We start from the raw sequence: 22,285 nt of genomic DNA, 5'->3' as shown, positions 1-22,285 counted from the left end.
GCTGTAACCGCGTGGCGTTCATTTCTTCTTGCCGATGACGTGGTGTATGTGAAGGTTTCACATTACTGCTTTGGTACTCGAAAGGAGCCTCGCAGGCGATCTGTGACGTATGTTTCACATGGTTTCATTTGTGTGGTTGGCGGGCTTTTTCCGTCGCCGCACGAGGCGCTTTTCCTCGGCCGAGGGGCGCCGCACGGCAAACGGGTACCCGTTTCATGGAGGTATGGGGGAGGGGAGCGCGAGAGGCGGTGTTGGTGTGCGCCGGACGCACTCCTCCATCGGCGCGTCAGGACAGGCGCGCCGCGCGACCCGGACCCGGATTCAGTGCCGCCGCGGCACCAGCGCCGTCCGCCCCAGGGGCGTGACCCGCAACACGGTGGCCTGGCGCAGCTTCTGCCGTGCACGGCAGATCGGGGGGAGGGTGGCCTCCACCATGCCGGCGGCTTCCAGGACCGCCACGGAGTTGATCTCCGACGGGTCCTCGGTGTGCAGGGGAAAGGTCGAGTTGCCGATCCTGCGCAGGTAATCGAGCGGCATGACGGTCCATGGGGCGTGTTCCTCATGAACCGAAGCGCCGCCGCGCCCGCACAGCGTGGCGATCTCCGCATGTCCCTCGTCCGTGATGGCGAAGACCTGGGCGCTTTCGTAGCGCTGGTAACCGAAGCTGTCGACGTGGAACTCGGCTTCGATGAGCCCGGTCGCCACGAGCACCGATGCGTGCCGGATGTCCGCGTCCATGGTGAGCGTGACCGGAAAGCGCTTGTTCAGCAGCTGAAGAAGAAGGGCGAGCGGCATGGCGTGCTCCTTGCAATGTCAGCGGCACCGGCCCGCCCGGCGGCGAACAGGCATCCGGTGCGCCGCCCCGCAAGGGGTGGCAACAACGGTTGCACTGAGTTCGCACGGACAGACACGAAAGTCACCGATGTAAGAAATGTGATTTTTTCACTTTAGTCCTTTTCTAGTACTTTCGCCATCAATTTGGCGATAGATGGTCGAAGGTGTTATCCGGCCCGCGCGAGCAGGCCCGCCGTGATGCGGTGCCGAAGAGGATGTGAAAGTCCCGGCATCGCCCGCCGCCAGGGCGGGGCGGGTGATGCGGCCGGGCGGCGGGGCGCCGCGCCGCCCCAGGTCAGGGGTTGAAGGTCACCCGCTGGGCGATGAGAACGCCGTCGACCACCCGGTCTCCGACGACGGCCACGCGCTGGCCGTTGGCCAGGTTCGCGGCGGTGCCGTTCTCGAACGTGGTACCCGGCCCGCTGGCGTTCACCGGCTGGCCCCGGACCCGGAAATAGGCCGCAGACTGGTAGCCGCCGATGGCGCCGATGACCGTGAAGGAGGCCGGTCCGCCCGTGCCCGGCACATGGCGGATGCGCAGCTTCTTGACGACCAGCACGCCGCCGGACATGAAGCCGTCGACCTCGACCTTCACGCCGTTGCCGAGCGAGCCGACGGGGCCGCCCGTGATCTGCCCATTGGTGGCGTCCACCGGCGTGCCCAGCACCTTGAAGGCGCCGCGCGAGACGAAGTCGGTGATGTCCCCCGCCAGTTGCAGGGCGATGCCGTTGCTCACCGGTATCGCGTACCAGCCTTCCACCTGGGTCGCCGTGAGCCCGTTGCCGGTCGGCGCGGCCGTGCTGCGGGCGCGCACGATGACGCCGTTGGTCAGCGACGCCGCGTCGATGCCCACGAAGCTGGCGCCGCCATAGCTGACCGTCAGCTGGCCGAGCGTGAAGGTCTGGTGCATCACGTTGAGGTTCTGGATGGCACCCGTCACCAGCGGGGCGGTCAGCGTGGGGGCCGCCAGCACGCGGGTGGCGCGCAGCGTGCCCGGCGCGCCGGGCAAGCCCCACACCTGGACGAGGCTGCCGTCGGTCACGCTGGCGAGCCCGCTCGCGTCGCCCCAGACCGTGGCCGCATCGATGCTCACGCCGATGCCCATGACGACGAAGGTGCCGGCCTTCACGTCGATGCGCGAGACGGCGCCGCGCAGTTCGGCCCCCGACACGACCTGCGTCGCGATGCCGCGGGTGAAGTCGGGGTCGACCTTGCCGGCGACCCGCGCGCTCATGCCGATCTGCAGTTCGGTGGCGTCCTCGATCGTGAAGGTGGCCGTGTCGGTGTTGTAGCGCAGGCCGTTCAGGATGATGCTGCCCAGGCCGTCCGCGGCGCCGATGCCCGCGGCGTCCGCCGTCACGCCGGTGCCGCCCGAGCCGACACCGGAACCGTCGGGGTTGCTGTTGCTGGCGGTGTCGCCGGAGCCGGGGCTGCCCGTGCCGGACCCGATCCCATTTCCGCCTGCGCCCGTGCCGTTGCCGCTCGGGCTGTCACCGCCGATCGCGGTGCCTGTGCCCAGCCCCAGGTTCCCCGCCGAGCCACTGCCCCCACCACCGCCTCCGCAGGACATCAACAGGGCTGTGAGGCCGGCACAGAACAGGCCCAGCAGGAGCCGGCGGGGTGTTTGGATCGTGCTCATGAGGGGCGCTCGCTTTCAGAGGACGTGGGCGGGGGCGGAGCGCCCTCGTCTTCGTAGTACGTGTAGATGCCGACACGGATTCGTCCTTTGGCGCGGGCCGGCGCGCGGCTGACCGCGTGCGCCATTTCCTGCGCGAGCTCGTGGTGCATGGCGGACCAGCGGTCGCGCACCAGGCGGTGGATCTGTTCGCAATCGTTCAGCGAGAGCCCGCGCGCGTACACCGCGCGCTCGAGCATCCGAGGCTGCTCGCCCAGCGTGTTGGCGACGGCTGCCAGCAGGTGGTCCCGGCCGTTGTCGCCCAGGAAGGCCAGCATGGACTGCAGGTCCTGTACGGGCACGAAACCGTCGACGGTGAGTTCGGCCATGCCTTCGTTCTCGGTCACCATGTTCAACCGGATCAGCTCGTCGAGGATGGTGCGGTGGTGAACGTTGCCGCGGCTGCTCAGGCGCGCAACCGCCTCGAAGGACGCTGCCGTGTGGCCCGACGTGACGGGCAGGCGCCGGAACGAAGCGTCTTCGGTCAGCATCTGCAGCCACAGCGTGAAGGTCTTGGCAGCGGCCGACAGTTCGGTGTGGGGCAGGGGGTCGACGGTGGCGCGGACCTTGGCGGTCACGGCCTTGCGGTTCAGGCCGGTGGTGACCGACAGCTGGCTCAGGTTGGGCTTGGGAACGCCCTGGCTGCGCCAGGAGTGCTGCGCCTCCTCGATCAGCAGGTCGCGCAGCAACTCCTCCAGGTGGGGATGCTTGACCCCCATCGCGAGGGCGAGCCTGACCACAGGTCGAAGGATGCGTGAGCAGGCCGCGAGGGCCCAGTCCAGCCGTTGTTCCATGCCGCTGCGTGTTGTCCTGAAAGTGCAATGCCAACAGGATCGGAGGCGGCGCCTCCGACCACCATCAACGCGCCATTGTCCTGCGCACGGCGCCAGAGTGAAAGCTTTGGACTGCGGTTTGACGGCCAGTGAGCCAAAGTTGCAGTGTCCGGGCGCCGGGCGGCCGTCCGACGGGTGATGCCAAGGCCGATCGGCCGACGGGCTGGCCAGGCTGTCTATGTCGGCCTGCGATGTGCCCGCAGCGAGCGGATCGAGGGGCTGCGCATCGCCTTCGACACGCGGGCCTGAAGCGTCAGACGGCCGCCGAAGCCGCCTCGAGCCCCGTCGGAAAGTGCACCCCCGCGCGCTGCGCAGCCTGCACGATGTGTTGCGTCATCGCCTGCTGCGCCAGTGCCGGGTTGCCTTGCGCGAGCGCCTCGATGATCGCCATGTGCTCGTCGTAGGTGGCATGGCGCGCGCCGCGCTTGTAGAAGGGCAGGCGCTGGCTCTCCTGCATCACCTCGGCGCTGTTGCGCAGGATCTCGGCGATGGCCTGGTTGCCCGCGATGCCGATGATCTGCATGTGGAAGTCGAAGTCGAGCTGCGTGGCCTGCGTGAAATCGCCGGCGTCGATGCACGCACGCATGGCCTGCGCATTGGCGCGCAGCGCGGTCAGGTCGTCCGCCTCGATGACCAGGCAGGCCAGCCGCGCGGTGAAGTTCTCGACCGCGAAGCGCAGCTGGTACACGTCCTGCAGCGAATGCGAGGTGGCGAACTTCCAGGCCGGGGAGGCCGCCGGCGTTTGTTGTTGTCCGCCGTCCTCGGCCACGTACATGCCCTTGCCGGGGCGCGGAATGACGAGGCCGGTGCCCTGCAAGGTCGACAGCGCCTCGCGCAGCGAGGTGCGGCTGATGCCGAGCTGCTCGGCCAGGTCGCGCTGCGAAGGCAGCAGCCCGCCGGCCGCGTAGGTGCCGTCCGCGATCCGCTGCTGGATCAGTCGGGCGGCGGTGGCGGCGACGGCGGGGGAGGCGAGCATGGGTGGTTTTCGGTGCGAAGTGCGGCAGTGGCGGGGGCTGGAAATCTTACTGTGGCCGCACCCCGGGGCCTTCCCTACTTGTTGACCAGCTTCGCCGGCACCGTCCAGGTGAGGAAGGCGCCGAACAGCAGCACGCCGGCCAGCACGAACAGGGCGATGTCGGTGCTCTTCGTGGCGTCCTTGATCAGGCCGATCATGTAGGGGCTCACGAAGCCTGCCAGGTTGGCAAAGGAGTTGATGAGCGCAATGCCGGCTGCTGCGCCTGCGCTCGACAGGATGGCCGTCGGCAGGCTCCAGAACAGCGGCGAGGTCGCCAGGCTGCCGCCCGCGGCCAGGGCCAATGCGGCCAGCGAGAGGTACACGTTGTTGCTGAAGATCGCGCTCAGCGTGAGGCCCAGCGCGCCGCAGCAGAAGGGCACGATCAGGTGCCAGCGGCGTTCGCGCATGCGGTCGGAGCTGCGGCTCACCAGCAGCATCGAGACGATGGCCACGGCGAAGGGAATGGCCGTGAGCAGCCCGATGTTCAGCGCGCCCGACACGCCCGACTGGCGCACCAGCGTGGGCAGCCAGAAGGTCAGGCCGTACTGGCCCATCACCGTGCAAAAGCAGATCAGCGCCATCTTCACGATGCGGCGGTCGGCGAACAGCGCGCGCAGCGTCATGTGGCTGGTGCCGCCCTTGGTGGCGTTCTCGGCGGCGATGTTGCGTGCGAGCACGGCCTTTTCTTCGGCGGTGAGCCAGCGTGCGCCCTGGATGCTGTTGTCCAGGTACACGATGACGAGCAGGCCGATCACCAGCGAGGGCAGCGCCTCGATGAGGAACAGCCACTGCCAGCCGCGCAGCCCGCCCATGCCGTGCATGGCGTCCATGATCAGCCCCGACAGCGGTCCGCCCAGCACGCCCGACACCGGAATCGCGCACATGAACACCGCCACCATCTTGGCGCGGCGGTGCGAGGGAAACCAGTAGGTGAGGTACAGAATCATCCCCGGGTAGAAGCCGGCCTCGGCCGCCCCGAGCAGGAAGCGCAGCACGTAGAACTGCGTGGGCGTGGTCACGAACATCATCGCGGCCGAGATCAGGCTCCACGTGATCATGATCCGCGAGATGGTGGCCTTGGCGCCGATGCGGTGCATCAGCAGGTTGCTCGGCACCTCGAAGAAGAAGTAGCCGATGAAGAACAGGCCCGCGCCCAGCCCGTACATGGTTTCGCTGAACTGCAGGTCGCTGAGCATGTTCAGCTTGGCGAAGCCGACGTTGACGCGGTCCAGGTAGGCGGCCACGTAGCAAAGCATGAGGAACGGCATGAGTCGCCATGCCACTTTCTTGTAGAGCGCGTTCTCCGCTGCAGCAGAGGTGGTGGCCGGCTGCAGCGGCGCATGAAGGGTGGTGGTTGACATGGCGGTCCTCGAAGGCGTCGATGGGGTGGATTAACTGGTATTACCGGTATGATTTAACGCGACCGAGACCTTAAGGCCTCATGCGCCATTGGGCACTAGCGATTTCCCTGACGCTGGGCGATTGACTGTCTGGATACATCGCAAGGATACTGGTAGTACCAGTTGGACCAAAAAGCCGAGGAGTTTCTGTTGACGATTGCCAGCCCCACCTTCCTGCCCCCGGCGCCGGGCACGCCCGCGGCGCTCGCGCTCGTTGCGCAGCCGCTGACGCGCGAGGCCTTCGCCGCGTTCGGCGACGTCATCGAGAGCGCGCATGCCCGGTCGATGCCGATCAACGCGGGCATGACCACGCGCTTTCACGACCTGGCGCGCGTGGACCCGGGCCCCGGCGACAGCCGCGTGCTGGTGAACATCTTCGAGACCCGGCCCTATGCGATGCCGCTGCAGGTGGGCATGCTGGAGCGCCACCCGCTGGGCAGCCAGGCCTTCGTGCCGATGGACGGCAGCCGCTTTCTCGTGGTGGTGGCGCCGGCGGGCGACGCGGTGCGCGTGGAAGACATCCGCGCCTTCGTCACCGACGGGCGGCAGGGCGTGAACTATGCGCGCGGCGTCTGGCACCACCCGCTGGTGGTCACGCAGCAGCCGGCGAGCTTCGTGGTGATCGACCGCGGCGGGGCCGGGCCGAACTGCGATGAAATCTTTGTGCCTTCAGCGTGCGTGGTGCGCGTCAGCCTGCCAGGCTGAGTGCGCTCAGTTGCGCGTGATGCCGCGGCTCACTGGCACTGGAACAGCACGCCGGATTCGGCGGGTGCCTTGCCGAGCCACTTCGGGTCTTGTCCCTTGGCGCTGCAGTAGTCCGAGGCCTGGGTGTAGGTCATGGCGCGCAGCACACCGTCGCGGAAGGGAACGATCTGGTTGGGCGGCGTCGAGCAGCCGGCAATGACCAAAGCCAGGGGAAACAGTGTGATGCGCCAGTTCATCGGGCCATTCTAAAGAGGTCGCGAAAGCGCACGAGTCCTTGCCGAGGGGAGGGCGGGGCGACCCGCGCCGGCTTCTTTTTGCGAGGGCACGGGGCTATAGTCTGCGAGCACTGCTGCAGCCCCTTCCGATCCCCAAAGGACGTTCGTGCCGGACTCTCTGACTTCCACGCTCACCAGTTACTACGATGCGGTGCCCTACGACTCGCACCCGTTCCCCCAGTCCGCCGTGGAGCACCTGGAAGCCCTGGCCTTCCTGTTCGGGCTCGAGGCGCCGCCGCCGCACAAGGCGCGCGTGCTCGAACTGGGCTGCGCCGCCGGCGGCAACCTGATTCCGTTCGCGGTGCGCCATCCGCAGGCGCGCGCGGTGGGCGTGGACTTGTCGCGCGTGCAGGTGGCCCAGGGCGCCGCGGCGCTCGACCAGGCGGGGCTGTCGAACATCGAGTTGAAGACCTTCAACATCGCGGACATCGACGCCTCGTTTGGCCTGTTCGACTACATCGTCTGCCACGGCGTCTACAGCTGGGTGCCGGGGCCGGTGCAGGACGCCATCCTGCGCGTGTGCGCCGAGAACCTGGCGCCCAACGGCGTGGTCTACGTGAGCTACAACGTGTACCCGGGCTGGAAGGCGCGCGAGATCGTGCGCGACGCGATGATCCTGCGCGGCGGCCCGCGCGACACGCCCGAAGAAAAGCTCTCCTACGCGCGCGGCATGCTCGAGTTCCTCGAGCAGTCGGCCCGGGCCGACAGCGTGCTCAAGAAGACGCTCGAAGAGACGATGCCGATCGTGCGCAATTCCGGCAACTACTACCTGTTGCACGAGTTCCTCGAGCCCTGCAACGAGCCCTGTTATTTCAAGGAGTTCGTCGCCCGTGCCGAGGCACGCGGGCTGGCCTACCTGTGCGACGCCGAGCCCTCGACCATGTTCGTGCAGAACTACGGCGAGAAGGTGCGCGATCCGTTGCTGCGCGAATGCGGCGGCAGCCAGGTGATGATGGAGCAGTACCTCGACTTCCTCGTCAACCGCACCTTCCGCCAGACGCTGCTGGTGAAGCAGGGCAATGCCGCGAACATCCGCTACCGGCTCGAGGTTCCCCGCCTGCGCGCGCTGGAGTTCGCCGGCGTTTTCCGCGTCGACGGTGGTGAGGCGCTCACCATCGACACCCGCGAGCAGCCCTGCACCGCGCTGCGCGACCTGAAGGTCACGTTGCGGCTGCCGGCGCACAAGGCGGTGGCGCAGGCGCTCGATGCGAGCTATCCGTGTTCGATGTCGACCGAAGCCTTGCTGGCCGCCGTGGTGACGCTCACCGGCGAGCCGCGCGCGGCCGTCGAGCCCATCGTGCTCGCCATGCTCGAAGAGCTGCTGATCCTGGGCGCGCTGCGCATCCGGCGCACGCCGGTGTCGGCGGCTGCTTCGGTGTCCGCGCTGCCGCAGGTGCTGGCGCCCGTGCGGCGCGCGCTGGCCGGCCTGCCCGCATCGCAAGCGACGGCCGTGCTCTGCAACCAGTGGCACGAGCCGGTGTCGCTCACGGTGCTCGAACGCAGCCTGCTGCCGCTGCTCGACGGGGCGCACTCGCACGAGGCGCTGGCCGCTTTCCTGCTCGACGAGGTGCGCGCCGAACGCCTGCGCTTCCTCAAGGACGACCAGCCGCTGACCGACCCGTCGGCGCTCCACGCTTTCGCGCAGGAGCAGGTCGCGCAGGCTTTGCAGGGTCTTCGGCGCAAGGCGCTGCTCACGGCCTGACGGCCCACCACTCACCCTCCCTCATTCTTCATCCAACGCACAGAGGAGACTTTTCCATGCAGCATTTCAAGTGGACCCCCACCCTGCGCGCCGCCGTCGCGGCCGCGCTCACTTTGGCGGCGGCCGGCGGCTCGCAGGCCGCGTCGCAGGCGCCGGTCGCGGCCGAGCACGGCATGGTCGTGAGCGCGCAGCACCTGGCCAGCAAGGTCGGCGTCGATGTGCTCAAGCGCGGCGGCAATGCCGTCGATGCGGCCGTGGCCGTGGGCTATGCGCTGGCGGTGGTGTACCCGGCCGCCGGCAACCTGGGCGGCGGCGGCTTCATGACCGTGCAGCTGGCCGACGGCCGCAAGACCTTCCTCGACTTCCGCGAGAAGGCCCCGCTGGCCGCCACGGCCAACATGTACCTCGACAAGGACGGCAACGTCGTCAAGGGCCTGAGCACCAATGGCCACCTCGCCGTGGGCGTGCCGGGCTCGGTCTCGGGCATGGAATACGCGCGCGAGAAGTACGGCACGATGAAGCGTGCCGACCTCATCGCCCCCTCGGTCCAGCTGGCCGACAAGGGCTTCGCGCTGGAGCAGGGCGACATCGACATGCTGCTCACCGCCACCAACGACTTCAAGAAGGACCCGGTCTCCGGCGCGATCTTCCTGAACAAGGGCGAGCCCTTCGCGGTCGGCCAGAAGCTGGTGCAGAAAGACCTCGCCAAGACGCTGCGCGAAATCAGCGCCAAGGGCGCCGACGGCTTCTACAAGGGCTGGGTCGGCAAGGCCATCGTGGCGTCGAGCCAGGCCGGCAAGGGCATCATCACGCAGGCCGACCTCGACCAGTACAAGACGCGCGAACTCGCGCCGGTCGAGTGCGACTACCGCGGCTACCGCGTGGTGTCGGCGCCCCCGCCGAGCTCGGGCGGCGTGATCATCTGCGAGATGCTCAACATCCTCGAGGGCTATCCGCTCAAGGACCTGGGCTACCGCTCGGCCGAGTCGGTGCACTACCAGATCGAAGCCATGCGCCACGCCTACGTGGACCGCAACAGCTACCTGGGCGACCCCGACTTCGTGAAGAACCCGTTCGACCGCCTGCTCGACAAGGGCTACGCCGCCAAGATCCGCGCCGCCATCGACCCCAAGAAGGCCGGCGTGTCCAAGGACATCAAGCCCGGCGTGGCGCCGCATGAAGGCAGCAACACCACCCACTACTCGATCACCGACAAGTGGGGCAATGCGGTGTCGGTCACCTACACGCTGAACGACTGGTTCGGCGCCAAGGTCACGGCCGACAAGACCGGCGTGCTGCTGAACAACGAGATGGACGACTTCACCTCCAAGATCGGCGTGCCCAACATGTACGGCCTGGTGCAGGGCGAGGCCAACGCCATCGCCCCGGGCAAGCGCCCGCTGAGCTCGATGAGCCCGACCATCGTGTCGAAAGACGGCAAGCCGGTGTTTGTCGTCGGCACGCCCGGCGGCAGCCGCATCATCACGGCCGTGCTCCACACCATCCTGAACGTGGTCGACTACGGCATGAACGTGCAGGAGGCCGTGGATGCGCCGCGCTTCCACCAGCAATGGCTGCCCGACGTGACCAACGTCGAGACCTTCGCGATCAGCCCCGACACCCGCAAGATCCTGACCGACATGGGCCACAACCTGGGCGTGCCGCAGCCGGCCAACCACCTGGCGGCGATCATCGTCGGCGCGCCCTCGCTGGGCGGCAAACCGGTGGGCGCGAATCGCTTCTACGGCGCCAACGACCCGCGCCGCAACACGGGCCTGGCAGCGGGCTACTGAACCTGCGGCACACTTGAAGGCGGTCGTGCCCCTGTCGGCACGGCCGCTTTTTTCATTTTTCATGCACCTGCAAGACATCCTCTATACCCAGGGCTTCGGCACCCGCCGCGTGTGCGCGGGCCTGGTCCAGCAAGGCCACGTGAGCGTCGCCGGCGCGGCCGTGACCGACCCCTTCGCCGACCTCGACCCCGAAGGCCTGCTGTTCACCGTGCAGGGCACCGAGTGGGCCTGCCACGAGAAGGCCTACCTGATGCTGCACAAGCCGGCCGGCACCGAGTGCTCGCAGAAGCCTTCGACCTACCCGAGCATCTACACGCTGCTGCCGTCGCCGCTGCGCCTGCGGCCCAACAAGGGCGCCGTGCAGGGCGTGCAGGCCATCGGCCGGCTCGACCAGGACACGACCGGCCTGCTGCTCTTGACCGACGACGGCCAGTTCATCCACAAGATGGGCTCGCCCAAGCACCACGTGCCCAAGGTCTACGAGGTGACGGCCAAGCACCCGATCGACGAGGCGCAGATCGCCAGGCTGCTGGCCGGCGTGGTGCTCGACGACGACCCGAAGCCCGTGCGCGCTGCGGCTTGCGAGTCCGACAGCCCGCTGCACCTGCGGCTCACGCTCACCGAGGGCAAGTACCACCAGGTCAAGCGCATGCTGGCCGCGGTCGGCAACCGGGTCGAAGGGCTGCACCGCTCGCGCATCGGCGGCCTGGCGCTGCCGAACGACCTGGCGCCGGGGCAATGGCGCTGGCTCACGGCCGACCAGGTGGCCCAGTTGCGCGCGCCCGTTCCCCGGGCCGCTTGACACAGGTCAAGGCGCGGGGCGCAACAGCGGCGCCGGGGCGCCTGCGGTCAGCTGTTTGTTGCTTTCGACCGTTAAGATTGTTAAATCTCTCCCGGAACTTTCCCTTGCGACTTCCTGCCCGCCCGAACGGCCGCCTCGCGGCCTTCCTGCTGTCCTGCCTGACAGCCCTGGTGACCCTCCCCGCCGCGGCGGCGCCGCCGGCCGCTCCACCGGCCCCTCCACCGGTTTTTGTTCTCAATTCGCTGGACGCCAGCGTGAGCGTGATCAACCCGGTCGACTGGACCGAGAAGCAGCGCATTCCGACCGGCAAGGAGCCGCACCACATCTACATGACGCCCGACGAGAAGTCGGTCATCGTGGCCAATTCGGCCGGCGACTCGCTGACCTTCCTGGACCCGCGCACGGCCGAGGTGCAGCGCGTGGTGTACGGGATCATCGATCCGTACCAGCTGCAGTTCTCGCGCGACATGAAGTGGTTCGTCACGGCGGCCAACCGCCTGAACCACGTCGACGTGTACCGCTGGGACGGCAAGGACCTGAAGCTGGCCAAGCGCCTCGCCACCGGCAAGACGCCCAGCCACATCTGGATCGACAACACCAGCACGGTGGCCTACGTCACCATGCAGGACAGCGACGAGCTGATCGCGGTCGACCTGCCGACGCAGACCGTGCGCTGGCGCATGGTCACCGGCGCCATGCCGGCCGACATCTTCGGCGCCCACAACGACAAGACGCTGCTCGTGGGCCTCACCGGCAGCGACGGCGTGCAGGTGTTCGACGTGGCCGGCGCCCAGCCCAAGCTGGTCGGCAAGATCCCCACCGGCAAGGGCGCCCACGCCTTCCGCTCGGCCGGCGACGGCAAGACCGTGTTCGTGAGCAACCGGGTGGCCAACACCATCAGCCGCATCGACCTGACCACGCTGAAGGTCGTTGCCACCTACAACGTGCCCGGCGGCCCCGACTGCATGGACGTGTCGGCCGACGGCAAGAGGCTGTACGTGACCTCGCGCTGGGCCAAGAAGCTCACGGTGGTCGATCTCGCGAGCCAGAAGGTCGTGCGGCAGATCAACGTCGGCCGCTCGCCGCACGGCGTCTGGACCCTCGACCATGCCAAGCGCATCTGAACGCGTGCGCGGTGTGCGCACCGCCGGCGTGGCCTGCGCCGTCGTGGCGCTGGCCTGCGCCACCGTGCCGGCGGCCGGTGCCCAGGATGCCGCCGCCTGCGACAAGCCCGTCTACCTGACGCTGGACACCGGCCACATGGGCATCGCCCCGCTGGTGGCCGACGTGCTCAAGCGCCAGGAGGTGCGCGTCACCTTCTTCGCCGCCGCCGAGCGCACCCAGACCGACGGCGACAGCCTGGACGACCACTGGGCGCCGTGGTGGAAGGCGAGGGCGGCCGAGGGCCACGAGTTCGGCTCGCACACCTACGACCACGCCTACTGGCGCGGCGACGTCAAGGGCACGCCGCCCGGCTTTCGCATCAAGCCGTCGGCCGGCCCGCAGACCGGCAAGGAGTCGGTCTGGAGCGCGGCTGACTACTGCGCCGACATCCGCAAGTCGTCCGACCGGCTGGCCGCCATCACCGGCAAGAAGCCGCTGCCGCTGTACCGCGCGCCGGGTGGCAAGACCTCGCCCGCTTTATTGGCGGCCGCCAAGGACTGCGGCTACGCGCACGTGGGCTGGTCGCCTGCCGGCTTCCTGGGCGACGAGCTGCCCAGCGAGACGTTCAGCAACCAGAAGCTGCTGGCCCAGGCACTCGCGGGCATCCGCCCCGGCGACATCCTGCTGGCACACCTGGGCATCTGGTCGCGCAAGGACCCGTGGGCGCCGGCCAATCTCGAGCCGCTCATCGTCGGCCTGAAGGCCAAGGGCTTCTGCTTTCGCACCCTGCGCCAGCACCCGGACTACCGCGCCTGGATCGCCTCCCACCCTTGAATCCTGAGTTTTCGCCGTGATCGACTGGTTGACCGACGTTTTTTCCGCCATGCAGGGCTGGCTCTTCGAGACCGCCGTGCAGCCGCTGGTGTACGCCATCGGCCTGGGCGGCTGGGCCGAGGACGCCTTCGACGCCACCGGCTGGCTGCTGGTCGGCGTGATCCAGATCCTCGTGCTGCTGGCCGTCATCGGCCCGCTGCAGCGCTGGCGCGCGGTCGAGCCCGTGACCGACCGCCGCGCCATCCGCACCGACGTGATCTACACGCTGATCCACCGGCTGGGCCTGTTCCGGCTGGCGCTGTTCTTCGTGCTGCAGCCCGTGTTCGACGACCTGCTCGGCAGCCTGCGCATGGCGGGGTGGGGCACCTTCCACCTGGACGAAGTCTGGCCCGGCGTGACCGACGTGCCGTGGGTGGCCTTTGCCATCTACCTTGTCGTGCTCGACTTTGTCGGCTACTGGATTCACCGCGGCCAGCACCAGTTCAACTGGTGGTGGAGCCTGCATTCGCTGCACCACTCGCAGCGCCAGATGACGATGTGGAGCGACGACCGCAACCACCTGCTGGACGACGTCATCCACGACACGCTCATCGTCATCGTGGCGCAGCTGATCGGCGTGGCGCCGGGCCAGTTCATCGCCGTCGTGGCCTTCACCCAGCTCAGCGAAAGCCTGCAGCACGCCAACCTGCGGCTGAGCTTCGGGGCGATCGGCGAGCGGCTGTGGGTCAGCCCGCGCTTCCACCGGCTGCACCACAGCATCGGGCTGGGCCACGAGTCGCACGGCCGGAGCACGCTCGGCGGCCACAACTTCGGCGTGCTGCTGCCCTGGTGGGACATGCTCTTTCGCACCGCCAACTTCGAGAACCGCTACGACCCGACCGGCATCCGCGACCAGGTCGAGCCCGGCGCCGACGGCCGGCCGCGCGACTACGGCCAGGGCTTCTGGTCGCAGCAGTGGCTGGGGCTGAAGCGGCTGTTCGGCCGCGCCTGATCCACCCGCAGGCCTGGCGGCTGGCGGGCCGGGGCCTTGCGCTATCCTCGAACCTCATGCGCCTGCTCCTCGACTCCTTCTGGCGCGCGGTGGCGTATTGCATGCTCCCGCGCGTGATCGTGCTGTCGCTCCTGCCATTGGCGCTCATGGTGCTGCTGGCCGCGGGGCTCGGCTACTTCTACTGGGACGCGGCCGTCGCCTGGACGCGCGAAGCCCTAGACGCCTGGCCGTTGCTGTCCAGCTTCTGGGCCTGGATCGGGCGCCTGTTCTCGGCTGACGTCACGGCCGCGCTGGCGCCGTTGGTGGTGGTGTTCGGCGTCACGCCGCTGATCGTGGTGCTGTCGCTGCTGATCGTGGCCGGCTTCATGGCGCCGGCGCTCACCAAGCTCGCGGCCGAACGGCGCTTTCCGACGCTCGAACAGAAGAAGGGCGCCTCCTTCTTCGGCAGCGTGCTGCGCTCGCTCGGCGCCACGGTGCTGGCGCTGATCGCCCTGGTGGTGTCGATGCCGCTGTGGCTCATTCCGCCGCTGGTGCTGATCCTGCCGCCGCTGATCTGGGGCTGGCTGACCTACCGGGTGATGAGCTTCGACGCGCTGGCCGAGCACGCCAGCCCCGAAGAGCGCGCCGCGCTGCTGCGTGCCCACCGGCTGCCGCTGCTGTGCATCGGCGTGCTGTGCGGCTACCTGGGTGCCGCGCCGAGCATCGTGTGGGCCTCGGGCCTGCTGTTCGCCGCAGCCTTCTTCGTGCTGGTGCCGATCGCCATCTGGATCTACACGCTGGTCTTTGCTTTCTCCGCGCTCTGGTTCGCTCACTACTGCCTGGACGCCCTGGCCCAGCTGCGTGCCCAGCGCGCGGCGCAGCAGGCCGCGGCCGGCGGCGGCGACGCGCAGCAGCAGGCGCTCGAGGCCGCCGAAGCCACCGAGGCCAACAAGGCCGCTCTCTCTCAATGGGGTTCACCATGACACGCGCATTCGGTCTCATCGTCGTCGGCGACGAGATCCTTTCCGGCAAGCGGGCCGACAAGCACATGGCCAAGGTCATCGAGCTGCTGGCCGCGCGCGGCCTGCAGCTGGGCTGGGCCGAATACGTGGGCGACGAGCCCACGCGGATCACCGCGGCGCTCATGCGCGCCTTCGCCTCGGGCGACATCGTGTTCTCGACCGGCGGCATCGGCGCCACGCCCGACGACCACACCCGCCAGTGCGCCGCCCAGGCCCTGCGCGTGCCGTTGGCGCTGCACCCCGAGGCCGAGGCGCTGATCCGCGAGCGCATGCAGGACACGGCCAAGGAGCAGGGCGTGCCCTACGAGCCCGACCGGTCCGACAACATCCACCGCCTGAACATGGGCGTGTTTCCGCAGGGCGCGTCGATCATCCGCAACCCGTACAACAAGATCCCGGGGTTCAGCGTCGAGCACGTGCATTTCGTGCCGGGCTTTCCGGTCATGGCCTGGCCGATGATCGAGTCGGTGCTCGACAGCCGCTATGCCGATCTGTTCACCCGCAACGCCATCGCCGAGAAGTCCGTGATCGTTTTCGGTGCGATGGAAGCCACCCTCACGCCCCTGATGCAGGCCATCGAGCAGGCCCACGCCGGCATCAAGGTGTTCAGCCTCCCCAGTGTGGATCACCCCCAATACGGCCGCCACATCGAGCTGGGCGTCAAGGGCGATCCCGCGAAGCTCGATGCCGCCTATGGCCAGCTGATCGAAGGTCTGCACACTTTCGATGCGAAGCTCGGCCCCGAATTGGTGCGTTAATTCGTATTGCACCAGTTTGGTGATTATTTCCTTTTCCGGCAGCCCCTGGGCCGTCACCCGGGCCTCATCCGGCGGGGTGACAATGGCACAGAAACTGCATCCTCCCGTCCCTGTATTCCTAACCACCATCCAACTCAGGAGAAACTGATGGCAAAGACCGTCGCCGATGTACTCAAGCTCGTCAAGGAAAACGAGGTCAAGTTCGTCGACTTGCGCTTCACCGACACCCGCGGCAAGGAACAGCACGTCACCGTGCCTGTGTCGCACTTCGATGAAGACAAATTCACCTCGGGCCACGCGTTCGACGGTTCGTCCATCGCCGGTTGGAAGGGCATCGAAGCCTCGGACATGCAGCTCATGCCCGACCCGAACACCGCCAACATCGACCCGTTCTTCGAAGAAACGACGCTGATCCTGACCTGCGACGTGATCGACCCGGCCGACGGCAAGGCCTACGAGCGCGACCCGCGTTCGCTCGCCAAGCGTGCCGAGGCGTACATGAAGGCTTCCGGCCTGGGCGACACCGCCTACTTCGGACCGGAACCCGAATTCTTCGTGTTCGACGGCGTGCGCTGGAAGAACGACATGTCGGGCTGCTTCGTGAAGATCGAGTCCGAAGAAGCCTCGTGGAACACCGACAAGGAGTTCGAGCACGGCAACAGCGGCCACCGTCCCGCAGTCAAGGGCGGCTACTTCCCGGTGCCCCCGGTCGACAGCTTCCAGGACATGCGCTCGGAAATGAGTCTGGTGCTCGAATCGCTGGGCATCCCGGTCGAAGTGCATCACCATGAAGTGGCCAACGCCGGCCAGCTCGAAATCGGCACCCGCTTCAGCACGCTGGTGCAGCGCGCCGACTGGGTCCAGCTGCAGAAGTACGTGATCCACAACGTGGCCCACGCCTACGGCAAGACCGCCACCTTCATGCCCAAGCCCATCGTTGGCGACAACGGCTCGGGCATGCACGTGCACCAGTCGGTCTGGAAGGACGGCAAGAACCTGTTCGCCGGCGACGGCTACGCAGGCCTGTCGGACTTCGCGCTGCACTACATCGGCGGCATCATCAAGCACGCCCGTGCCCTGAACGCCATCACGAACCCCGGCACCAACAGCTACAAGCGCCTGGTGCCCGGCTTCGAAGCCCCGGTGAAGCTGGCCTACTCGGCCAAGAACCGCTCGGCCTCGATCCGCATCCCGTTCGTGGCCAACCCGAAGGGCCGCCGCGTCGAAGCGCGCTTCCCCGATCCGCTGATGAACCCGTACCTGGGCTTTGCCGCGCTGCTGATGGCCGGCCTGGACGGCGTGGAAAACAAGATCCATCCGGGCGAAGCCGCCAGCAAGGACCTGTACCACCTGCCGCCGGAAGAAGACGCGCTGATCCCGACCGTCTGCCACAGCCTGGACCAGGCCCTGGAGCACCTGGACAAGGACCGTGCGTTCCTGACCAAGGGCGGCGTGTTCACCGACTCGTACATCGACGCGTACATCGACCTCAAGATGCAGGAAGTCACGCGCTTCCGCATGGCGACCCATCCGGTCGAGTTCGACATGTACTACTCGCTGTAAAAAGCGCCACAACAAGCCCGTCCCGGCGGGCAAGTAAGACAAAAGGACGGCCCCGGCCGTCCTTTTTCCTTGGTGCGGAACACCCTGTCGTGAGCGGGCCCGAATTGCATCAAAATGCGCGTTTGTCGCGCCCTCTCCGGAATCAAATGAAGACTGTCTCCCTGATTTTCCTGGCCGCCGCCTCGTTCGCCACCGCCACGGCGGCGCTCGCGCAAGAGCGCGTCTGGCGCTGCGGCAACGAGTACACCAACAACGCGACCGTGGCCCAGCAAAAGGGCTGCAAGATCATGGAAGGCGGCAACGTCACCGTCGTGCAGGGCACGAAGCCTTCGGGCGGCGGTGGTGGCAGCGCGTCGTCGTCGGGCGGTTCATCCGCCGCGCGCGCCCCGGCGGGCAGCCCGCGCGTCGAAGGCGTCGACCAGCGCGCGCGCGACGGCGAGGCGCGTTCGGTGCTCGAGGCCGAGCTGCGCAAGGCCGAGGCTCGCCAGACCGAGCTCAAGAAGGAATACAACAACGGCGAGCCCGAGAAGCAGGGCAGCGAAGGCCGCAACTACCAGAAGTACCTCGACCGCGTGGCCGAGATGAAGGCCGAACTCGCGCGCAACGAGAGCGACATCGCCGGCATCCGCCGCGAAATCGGCCGCCTGCCCGGCAAGCCGCAAGCGCAGTAAGCGGCGCGCAGTCCATGGTGTTCGGCAAGAAGGCGACTGGCGCCAATCCGCGCTTTCGTGCCTTCGACCTCTTGTCCACGCTGATCGCGGTGGTCAACAGCGACGGCTCGGTGCTGTTCGCCAATGCAGGCCTCGAAGACGCGCTGGGTACCTCGCGGCGCACGCTCGAGGGCTCGCAGTTCGGCGCCTGCTTCCATGAGCCGCAGGTGCTGCGCACCGCGCTCGACGGCGCCAGCAGCAACGACTTCGCCACGCTGCGCTACGAGGCGTTCCTGCGGCGCGTGAACCACGAGCTGATGCCCGTGCAGGTCACGCTGGCGCACGGCGACAAGAAGGGCGAACTCATCATCGAGATGTCGCCGCTGGAGCAGCAGGTGCGCCAGGACCGCGAGGAGCGCCTCATCGACCAGGCGCAGGCCAACAAGGAGCTCATCCGCAACCTCGCGCACGAGATCAAGAACCCGCTGGGCGGCATTCGCGGCGCGGCGCAGCTGCTGCAGATGGAGGTCGAGTCGCGCGACCTCATCGAGTACACCCAGGTCATCATCCACGAGGCCGACCGGCTGCAGACGCTGGTCGACCGGCTGCTGGCGCCGCACCGGCGCCCGCACGTGGTGGGCGACGTGAACATCCACGAGGTGTGCGAGCGCGTGCGCTCGGTCATCCTGGCGGAGTTTCCGCGCGACCTGCACATCGAGCGCGACTTCGACGTCTCCATTCCCGAGTTCCGCGGCGACCGCGAGCAGCTCATCCAGGCCACCCTCAACATCGCGCACAACGCGGCGCAGGCCCTGGCCGAGCGCCGCGCGGCGGGCGATGCGCAGATCACTTTCAAGACCCGCGTGGCCCGACAGGTGATCTTCAATAAGCAGTGGTATCGATTGGCACTGGAATTGCATGTCATCGACAATGGACCGGGTGTGCCGGACACGATCAAGGACCGCATCTTCTATCCGCTCGTTTCGGGCAGGGAAGGCGGGACCGGGCTGGGACTGACGCTTGCGCAGACTTTTGTGCAACAGCATCACGGCGTGATCGAGTGCGACAGCGTCCCGGGCCGAACCGATTTCAAGATATTGATTCCGCTGCCCTAGGGCAGCCCCGGCAACAGAGGAGATGCATGAAGCCGATCTGGATAGTTGATGACGACCAATCGATACGCTTCGTGCTCGAGAAGGCACTGCTGCGCGAAGACATGCCTACGCGCAGCTTCACGAACACACGCGAAGTCCTGGCCGCACTCGAACAGGCCGAAGGCGACGAGCAGCAGGGCCCGCAGGTCCTAGTGAGCGACATCCGCATGCCGGGCGGCTCGGGGCTCGACCTGCTCGACAAGATCAAGGCCAAGCACCCCGGCCTGCCGGTCATCATCATGACCGCCTTCTCCGACCTGGACAGCGCGGTTTCGGCCTTCCAGGGCGGCGCCTTCGAGTACCTGCCCAAGCCCTTCGACCTGCCGCGCGCCGTGGAACTCATCCGCCGCGCCGTCGACGAAAGCCAGCGCGAAGAGGTGTCCGAAGAGCGCATGGTTGCCGCGCCCGAGATGCTCGGCCAGGCGCCCGCGATGCAGGACGTGTTCCGTGCCATCGGCCGGCTGTCGCAAAGCAACGTCACGGTGCTCATCACCGGCGAATCGGGCTCGGGCAAGGAACTGGTGGCGCGCGCGCTGCACAAGCACTCGCCGCGCGCCAACGGCCCCTTCGTGGCGATCAACACCGCCGCCATTCCCAAGGACCTGCTCGAGAGCGAACTCTTCGGCCACGAGCGCGGCGCCTTCACCGGCGCGCAGACCATGCGCCGCGGCCGCTTCGAGCAGGCCGAGGGCGGCACGCTGTTCCTCGACGAAATCGGCGACATGCCCTTCGACCTGCAGACGCGCCTCTTGCGCGTGCTCAGCGACGGCCATTTCTACCGCGTGGGCGGCCACAACTCGGTCAAGGCCAACGTGCGCGTCATCGCCGCCACCCACCAGGACCTCGAGCAGCGCGTGAAGCTCGGCGGTTTCCGCGAAGACCTGTTCCACCGCCTCAACGTGATCCGCCTGCGCCTGCCCGCACTGCGCGAACGCGGCGAGGACGTGCCCGCGCTCACAAGGCACTTCCTGCAGCAGAGCGCGCGCCAGCTGGGCGTCGAGCCCAAGCGCATCTCCGATGCCGCGCTCGCCAAGCTCGCGACCTTCAGCTTCCCGGGCAACGTGCGCCAGCTCGAGAACATCTGCCACTGGCTCACGGTGATGGCGCCCGCGCAGCTGATCGAATCGAAAGACCTGCCGCCTGAAGTGATGGCGGTCAGTGGGGCGGACGTGCATGCGGCGGTGGCCGAGGTGGCGGCGCCCGTGCAGACGGCAGCGCCGTTGGCCGTCGAGCGCGACGCGTCCGCGCCGGTGGTCGCGGCCCCCGAGGCGGTGCCAGGCGCACCGACCGGCCCCAGCGCCTGGGAAAGCGGCCTCGAAGCCGAGGCTCAGGCGCTGCTGGCCGCAGGCCGCACCGACGTGTGGGACGTGCTCACGCGCCGTTTCGAATCGCGGCTGATCCTCACCGCGCTGGCCAACACGCGCGGGCGGCGCATCGAGGCGGCCCAGAAGCTGGGCATCGGGCGCAACACCATCACCCGGAAAATCCAGGAACTCGGTATCGAATGAAAAGGCCCTCTACGGGCCTTTTTTTCGACCTGCCTACGCGCACTCGAACCCTTCCAGGGATACCGCGGAACCGGCTTTGCCGGGCCGCCGGTATCGCCCCCTGCAAGGGGGTTGGCGTAGCGACACGAAGTGCGCGCAGCCTGGGGGTGTACCAAGTTATCGGCTGCGTTGGCCTAGCGTCAGCGAATCGAGCTGGAACTTCCCGCTCTTGTCCCAGAGCCAGGTGTCGACGTACGTGTGGCCGCCCAGCTTGCCGGGGCTCGGCAAGGGCGAGGTCGCCTTGATCAGGTCCGCGATCATCGGCGGCACCTCGGGCGCATGGCTGGGCACGCGGCTGAAGGTCACGTTGTTGACCTTGCCGTTCGCATCGATGTCGGTTTCGACCACCACCACCGCATACACCAGCGGCGGGATCTTGCCCTTGTAGATGCGGTCGGCATACGCTTTGTAGATGTGGCGCGCGCCGGTCTTGCGGTAGGTGCGGATGGCGGGCGTCTGCGCGGTGATGAGCCGCACGGTCGGCACGTCGCGACTGCCTTCGGCGGCGGTTTCGCCGCTGGGCGACGGGGTGCCCGTGCCGCTTTCCGATCCGCCGCCCGGCTTGAGCACCGAGCAGGCGGCCAACGCGAGCGCCGCGGCGGCGATCGCGGCGGAACGGGCCAGGCGTGCGGCGATCGGCGTCGTCATGGCCGTCAGGCGCCCGCGCCGAGTTCGAGCACCACCGGGGCGTGGTCGCTCGGCTTTTCCCACTTGCGCGGCACGCGGTCGATGACGCAACCCTTCACCAGCGGCCGCAGCGGTTCGCTCACGAGGATGTGGTCGATGCGCAGGCCGCGGTTCTTCTGGTAGCCCAGCATGCGGTAGTCCCACCACGAGAAGCTCTTTTCGGGCTGCTCGAACATGCGGAAGCTGTCGGTCAGGCCCAGGCCCAGCAGCGCCTTGAAATGGTCACGCTCTTCGGTCGTGTGGTGGATCGTTTCCTTCAGGCCCACGGGGTCGAAGCTGTCGCGGTCCTCGGGCGTGACGTTGAAGTCGCCCAGCAGCACGAGGTTCGGGTGCGCCGCGAGTTCACGCGCAATGTAGGCGTGCAGCGCGTCGAGCCACTTCATCTTGTAGGTGAATTTTTCGCTGCCCGGTTCCTGGCCGTTCACGAAGTAGCCGTTCACCACGCGCAGCGGGCCCGAGGGCGTGTCGAGGGTGGCGGCGATCACGCGCGACTGCTCGTCGGTGAAGCCGTCGATGTTCTTCACCACGTCGCGCAGCGGCGAGAGGCTGAGGATGGCGACGCCGTTGTAGGTCTTCTGCCCGAACACTGCCGCCTCGTAGCCGGCCGACTTCAGCACCTCGAGCGGAAACTTGTCGTCGGTCATCTTGAGCTCCTGCAGGCACAGCACATCGACCGGGTTGGCGATGAGCCAGTCGAGCACATGCTGCAGGCGCGCGGTGAGGGAGTTGACGTTCCAGGTGGCTATTTTCATGAGGGCTCTGCGTAGTCGGTTATCGGGGGGCGGTCGTGCGTTCGCAGCCGGTCGGTGAGGTCTCTGTGCAGGCGAAAGAAGTGGCCGCGCCCAGACCCGGAAGGAAGGAATGTCGGCAGCGAGACCGCGACAGTGATTTCCATCGCGGTATTTTGCCTCGCTGGATCGGGATGCCGTGTAAGCGAAGGCGAGGGGCGCGGAACCGCCGAC

21 protein-coding genes are annotated in these 22,285 nt (G+C 67.6%); 13 read left to right on the top strand and 8 right to left on the bottom strand.

Annotation, left to right across the window (positions count from 1 at the left end; all coding sequences use genetic code 11):
* Window positions 1-321: 321 nt before the first annotated feature.
* From AC3WQM_RS20920 to AC3WQM_RS20900, 5 genes are all read right to left on the bottom strand, one after another.
* Window positions 322-795, bottom strand: a complete 474-nt coding sequence (locus AC3WQM_RS20920; RefSeq protein ID WP_492681356.1) for a hypothetical protein — start codon at window positions 793-795, stop codon at window positions 322-324.
* A 334-nt stretch (window positions 796-1,129) separates the two neighbouring features.
* Window positions 1,130-2,473, bottom strand: a complete 1,344-nt coding sequence (locus AC3WQM_RS20915; RefSeq protein ID WP_492681354.1) for a DUF5666 domain-containing protein — start codon at window positions 2,471-2,473, stop codon at window positions 1,130-1,132.
* On the bottom strand, window positions 2,470-3,303 hold the full coding sequence (locus AC3WQM_RS20910; RefSeq protein WP_492681352.1) for a DUF6502 family protein: 834 nt from the start codon (window positions 3,301-3,303) through the stop codon (window positions 2,470-2,472). Before AC3WQM_RS20910 ends, AC3WQM_RS20915 begins: the two co-directional genes overlap by 4 nt.
* 292 nt (window positions 3,304-3,595) lie before the next feature.
* The gene (locus tag AC3WQM_RS20905) at window positions 3,596-4,318 is read right to left on the bottom strand and encodes a FadR/GntR family transcriptional regulator (RefSeq protein WP_492681350.1); all 723 of its coding nucleotides are present in this window, start codon (window positions 4,316-4,318) and stop codon (window positions 3,596-3,598) included.
* Between the two features lie 74 nt (window positions 4,319-4,392).
* The gene (locus AC3WQM_RS20900) at window positions 4,393-5,718 is read right to left on the bottom strand and encodes an MFS transporter (protein ID WP_489057597.1); all 1,326 of its coding nucleotides are present in this window, start codon (window positions 5,716-5,718) and stop codon (window positions 4,393-4,395) included.
* Between the two features lie 186 nt (window positions 5,719-5,904).
* Between AC3WQM_RS20900 and AC3WQM_RS20895 the strand changes: the two genes are divergently transcribed.
* A complete protein-coding gene (locus AC3WQM_RS20895; RefSeq protein ID WP_492681442.1) occupies window positions 5,905-6,462 on the top strand; it encodes an ureidoglycolate lyase in 558 nt (185 codons plus the stop codon).
* 29 nt (window positions 6,463-6,491) lie between these two features.
* On the opposite strand, the gene AC3WQM_RS20890 is transcribed toward AC3WQM_RS20895, so the two are convergent.
* Window positions 6,492-6,698, bottom strand: coding sequence for a hypothetical protein (locus AC3WQM_RS20890; protein WP_159277736.1), 207 nt, complete (start codon window positions 6,696-6,698; stop codon window positions 6,492-6,494).
* Between the two features lie 145 nt (window positions 6,699-6,843).
* Between AC3WQM_RS20890 and AC3WQM_RS20885 the strand changes: the two genes are divergently transcribed.
* The 12 genes from AC3WQM_RS20885 (at window position 6,844) to ntrC (ending at window position 20,597) form a co-directional block, all read left to right on the top strand.
* Window positions 6,844-8,439: a class I SAM-dependent methyltransferase gene (locus AC3WQM_RS20885; RefSeq protein WP_492681348.1), complete on the top strand. Its 1,596-nt coding sequence runs from the start codon at window positions 6,844-6,846 to the stop codon at window positions 8,437-8,439.
* 56 nt (window positions 8,440-8,495) lie between these two features.
* Window positions 8,496-10,232, top strand: a complete 1,737-nt coding sequence (gene ggt / locus AC3WQM_RS20880) for a gamma-glutamyltransferase (protein ID WP_492681346.1) — start codon at window positions 8,496-8,498, stop codon at window positions 10,230-10,232.
* Window positions 10,233-10,293: 61 nt separating this feature from the next.
* The gene (locus AC3WQM_RS20875; RefSeq protein ID WP_492681344.1) at window positions 10,294-11,034 is read left to right on the top strand and encodes a pseudouridine synthase; all 741 of its coding nucleotides are present in this window, start codon (window positions 10,294-10,296) and stop codon (window positions 11,032-11,034) included.
* A 104-nt stretch (window positions 11,035-11,138) separates the two neighbouring features.
* The gene (locus tag AC3WQM_RS20870) at window positions 11,139-12,158 is read left to right on the top strand and encodes a YncE family protein (protein ID WP_492681342.1); all 1,020 of its coding nucleotides are present in this window, start codon (window positions 11,139-11,141) and stop codon (window positions 12,156-12,158) included.
* Entirely contained in the window at window positions 12,142-12,972 is an 831-nt protein-coding gene (locus tag AC3WQM_RS20865) for a polysaccharide deacetylase family protein (RefSeq protein ID WP_492681340.1), read from the top strand. Before AC3WQM_RS20870 ends, AC3WQM_RS20865 begins: the two co-directional genes overlap by 17 nt.
* Window positions 12,973-12,988: 16 nt before the next feature.
* Complete coding sequence (locus AC3WQM_RS20860) at window positions 12,989-13,963, top strand: sterol desaturase family protein (protein ID WP_489057592.1); 975 nt, start codon at window positions 12,989-12,991, stop codon at window positions 13,961-13,963.
* A gap of 56 nt (window positions 13,964-14,019) precedes the next feature.
* Complete coding sequence (locus tag AC3WQM_RS20855; RefSeq protein WP_492681338.1) at window positions 14,020-14,925, top strand: EI24 domain-containing protein; 906 nt, start codon at window positions 14,020-14,022, stop codon at window positions 14,923-14,925.
* Window positions 14,922-15,722 (top strand): competence/damage-inducible protein A, encoded by an 801-nt coding sequence (locus AC3WQM_RS20850; RefSeq protein ID WP_492681336.1) that lies wholly within the window; start codon window positions 14,922-14,924, stop codon window positions 15,720-15,722. The genes AC3WQM_RS20855 and AC3WQM_RS20850 overlap by 4 nt, the downstream gene beginning before the upstream one ends.
* Window positions 15,723-15,869: 147 nt before the next feature.
* The gene (gene glnA, locus AC3WQM_RS20845) at window positions 15,870-17,285 is read left to right on the top strand and encodes a type I glutamate--ammonia ligase (RefSeq protein ID WP_062470904.1); all 1,416 of its coding nucleotides are present in this window, start codon (window positions 15,870-15,872) and stop codon (window positions 17,283-17,285) included.
* Window positions 17,286-17,431: 146 nt separating this feature from the next.
* Entirely contained in the window at window positions 17,432-17,956 is a 525-nt protein-coding gene (locus tag AC3WQM_RS20840) for a hypothetical protein (protein ID WP_492681334.1), read from the top strand.
* Window positions 17,957-17,970: 14 nt separating this feature from the next.
* Entirely contained in the window at window positions 17,971-19,050 is a 1,080-nt protein-coding gene (glnL, locus tag AC3WQM_RS20835) for a nitrogen regulation protein NR(II) (protein ID WP_062470910.1), read from the top strand.
* Between the two features lie 26 nt (window positions 19,051-19,076).
* Window positions 19,077-20,597 carry a nitrogen regulation protein NR(I) gene (gene ntrC, locus AC3WQM_RS20830; protein WP_492681332.1) on the top strand — a complete coding sequence of 507 codons (1,521 nt, stop codon included), beginning with the start codon at window positions 19,077-19,079 and terminating at the stop codon, window positions 20,595-20,597.
* A gap of 156 nt (window positions 20,598-20,753) precedes the next feature.
* Here ntrC and AC3WQM_RS20825 read toward each other — a convergent pair whose 3' ends face one another.
* Together AC3WQM_RS20825 and xth are read right to left on the bottom strand one after the other, a co-directional pair.
* Complete coding sequence (locus AC3WQM_RS20825) at window positions 20,754-21,284, bottom strand: hypothetical protein (RefSeq protein ID WP_492681330.1); 531 nt, start codon at window positions 21,282-21,284, stop codon at window positions 20,754-20,756.
* 5 nt (window positions 21,285-21,289) lie between these two features.
* Window positions 21,290-22,075, bottom strand: coding sequence for an exodeoxyribonuclease III (gene xth / locus AC3WQM_RS20820; protein ID WP_492681328.1), 786 nt, complete (start codon window positions 22,073-22,075; stop codon window positions 21,290-21,292).
* Window positions 22,076-22,285: the final 210 nt, after the last annotated feature.

The sequence above is a fragment of the Variovorax sp. FW301-JW7 genome, assembly GCF_058788795.1.
Note: the sequence above shows the minus strand (reverse complement) of the source record. Positions and strands in the feature narration are given on the sequence as shown.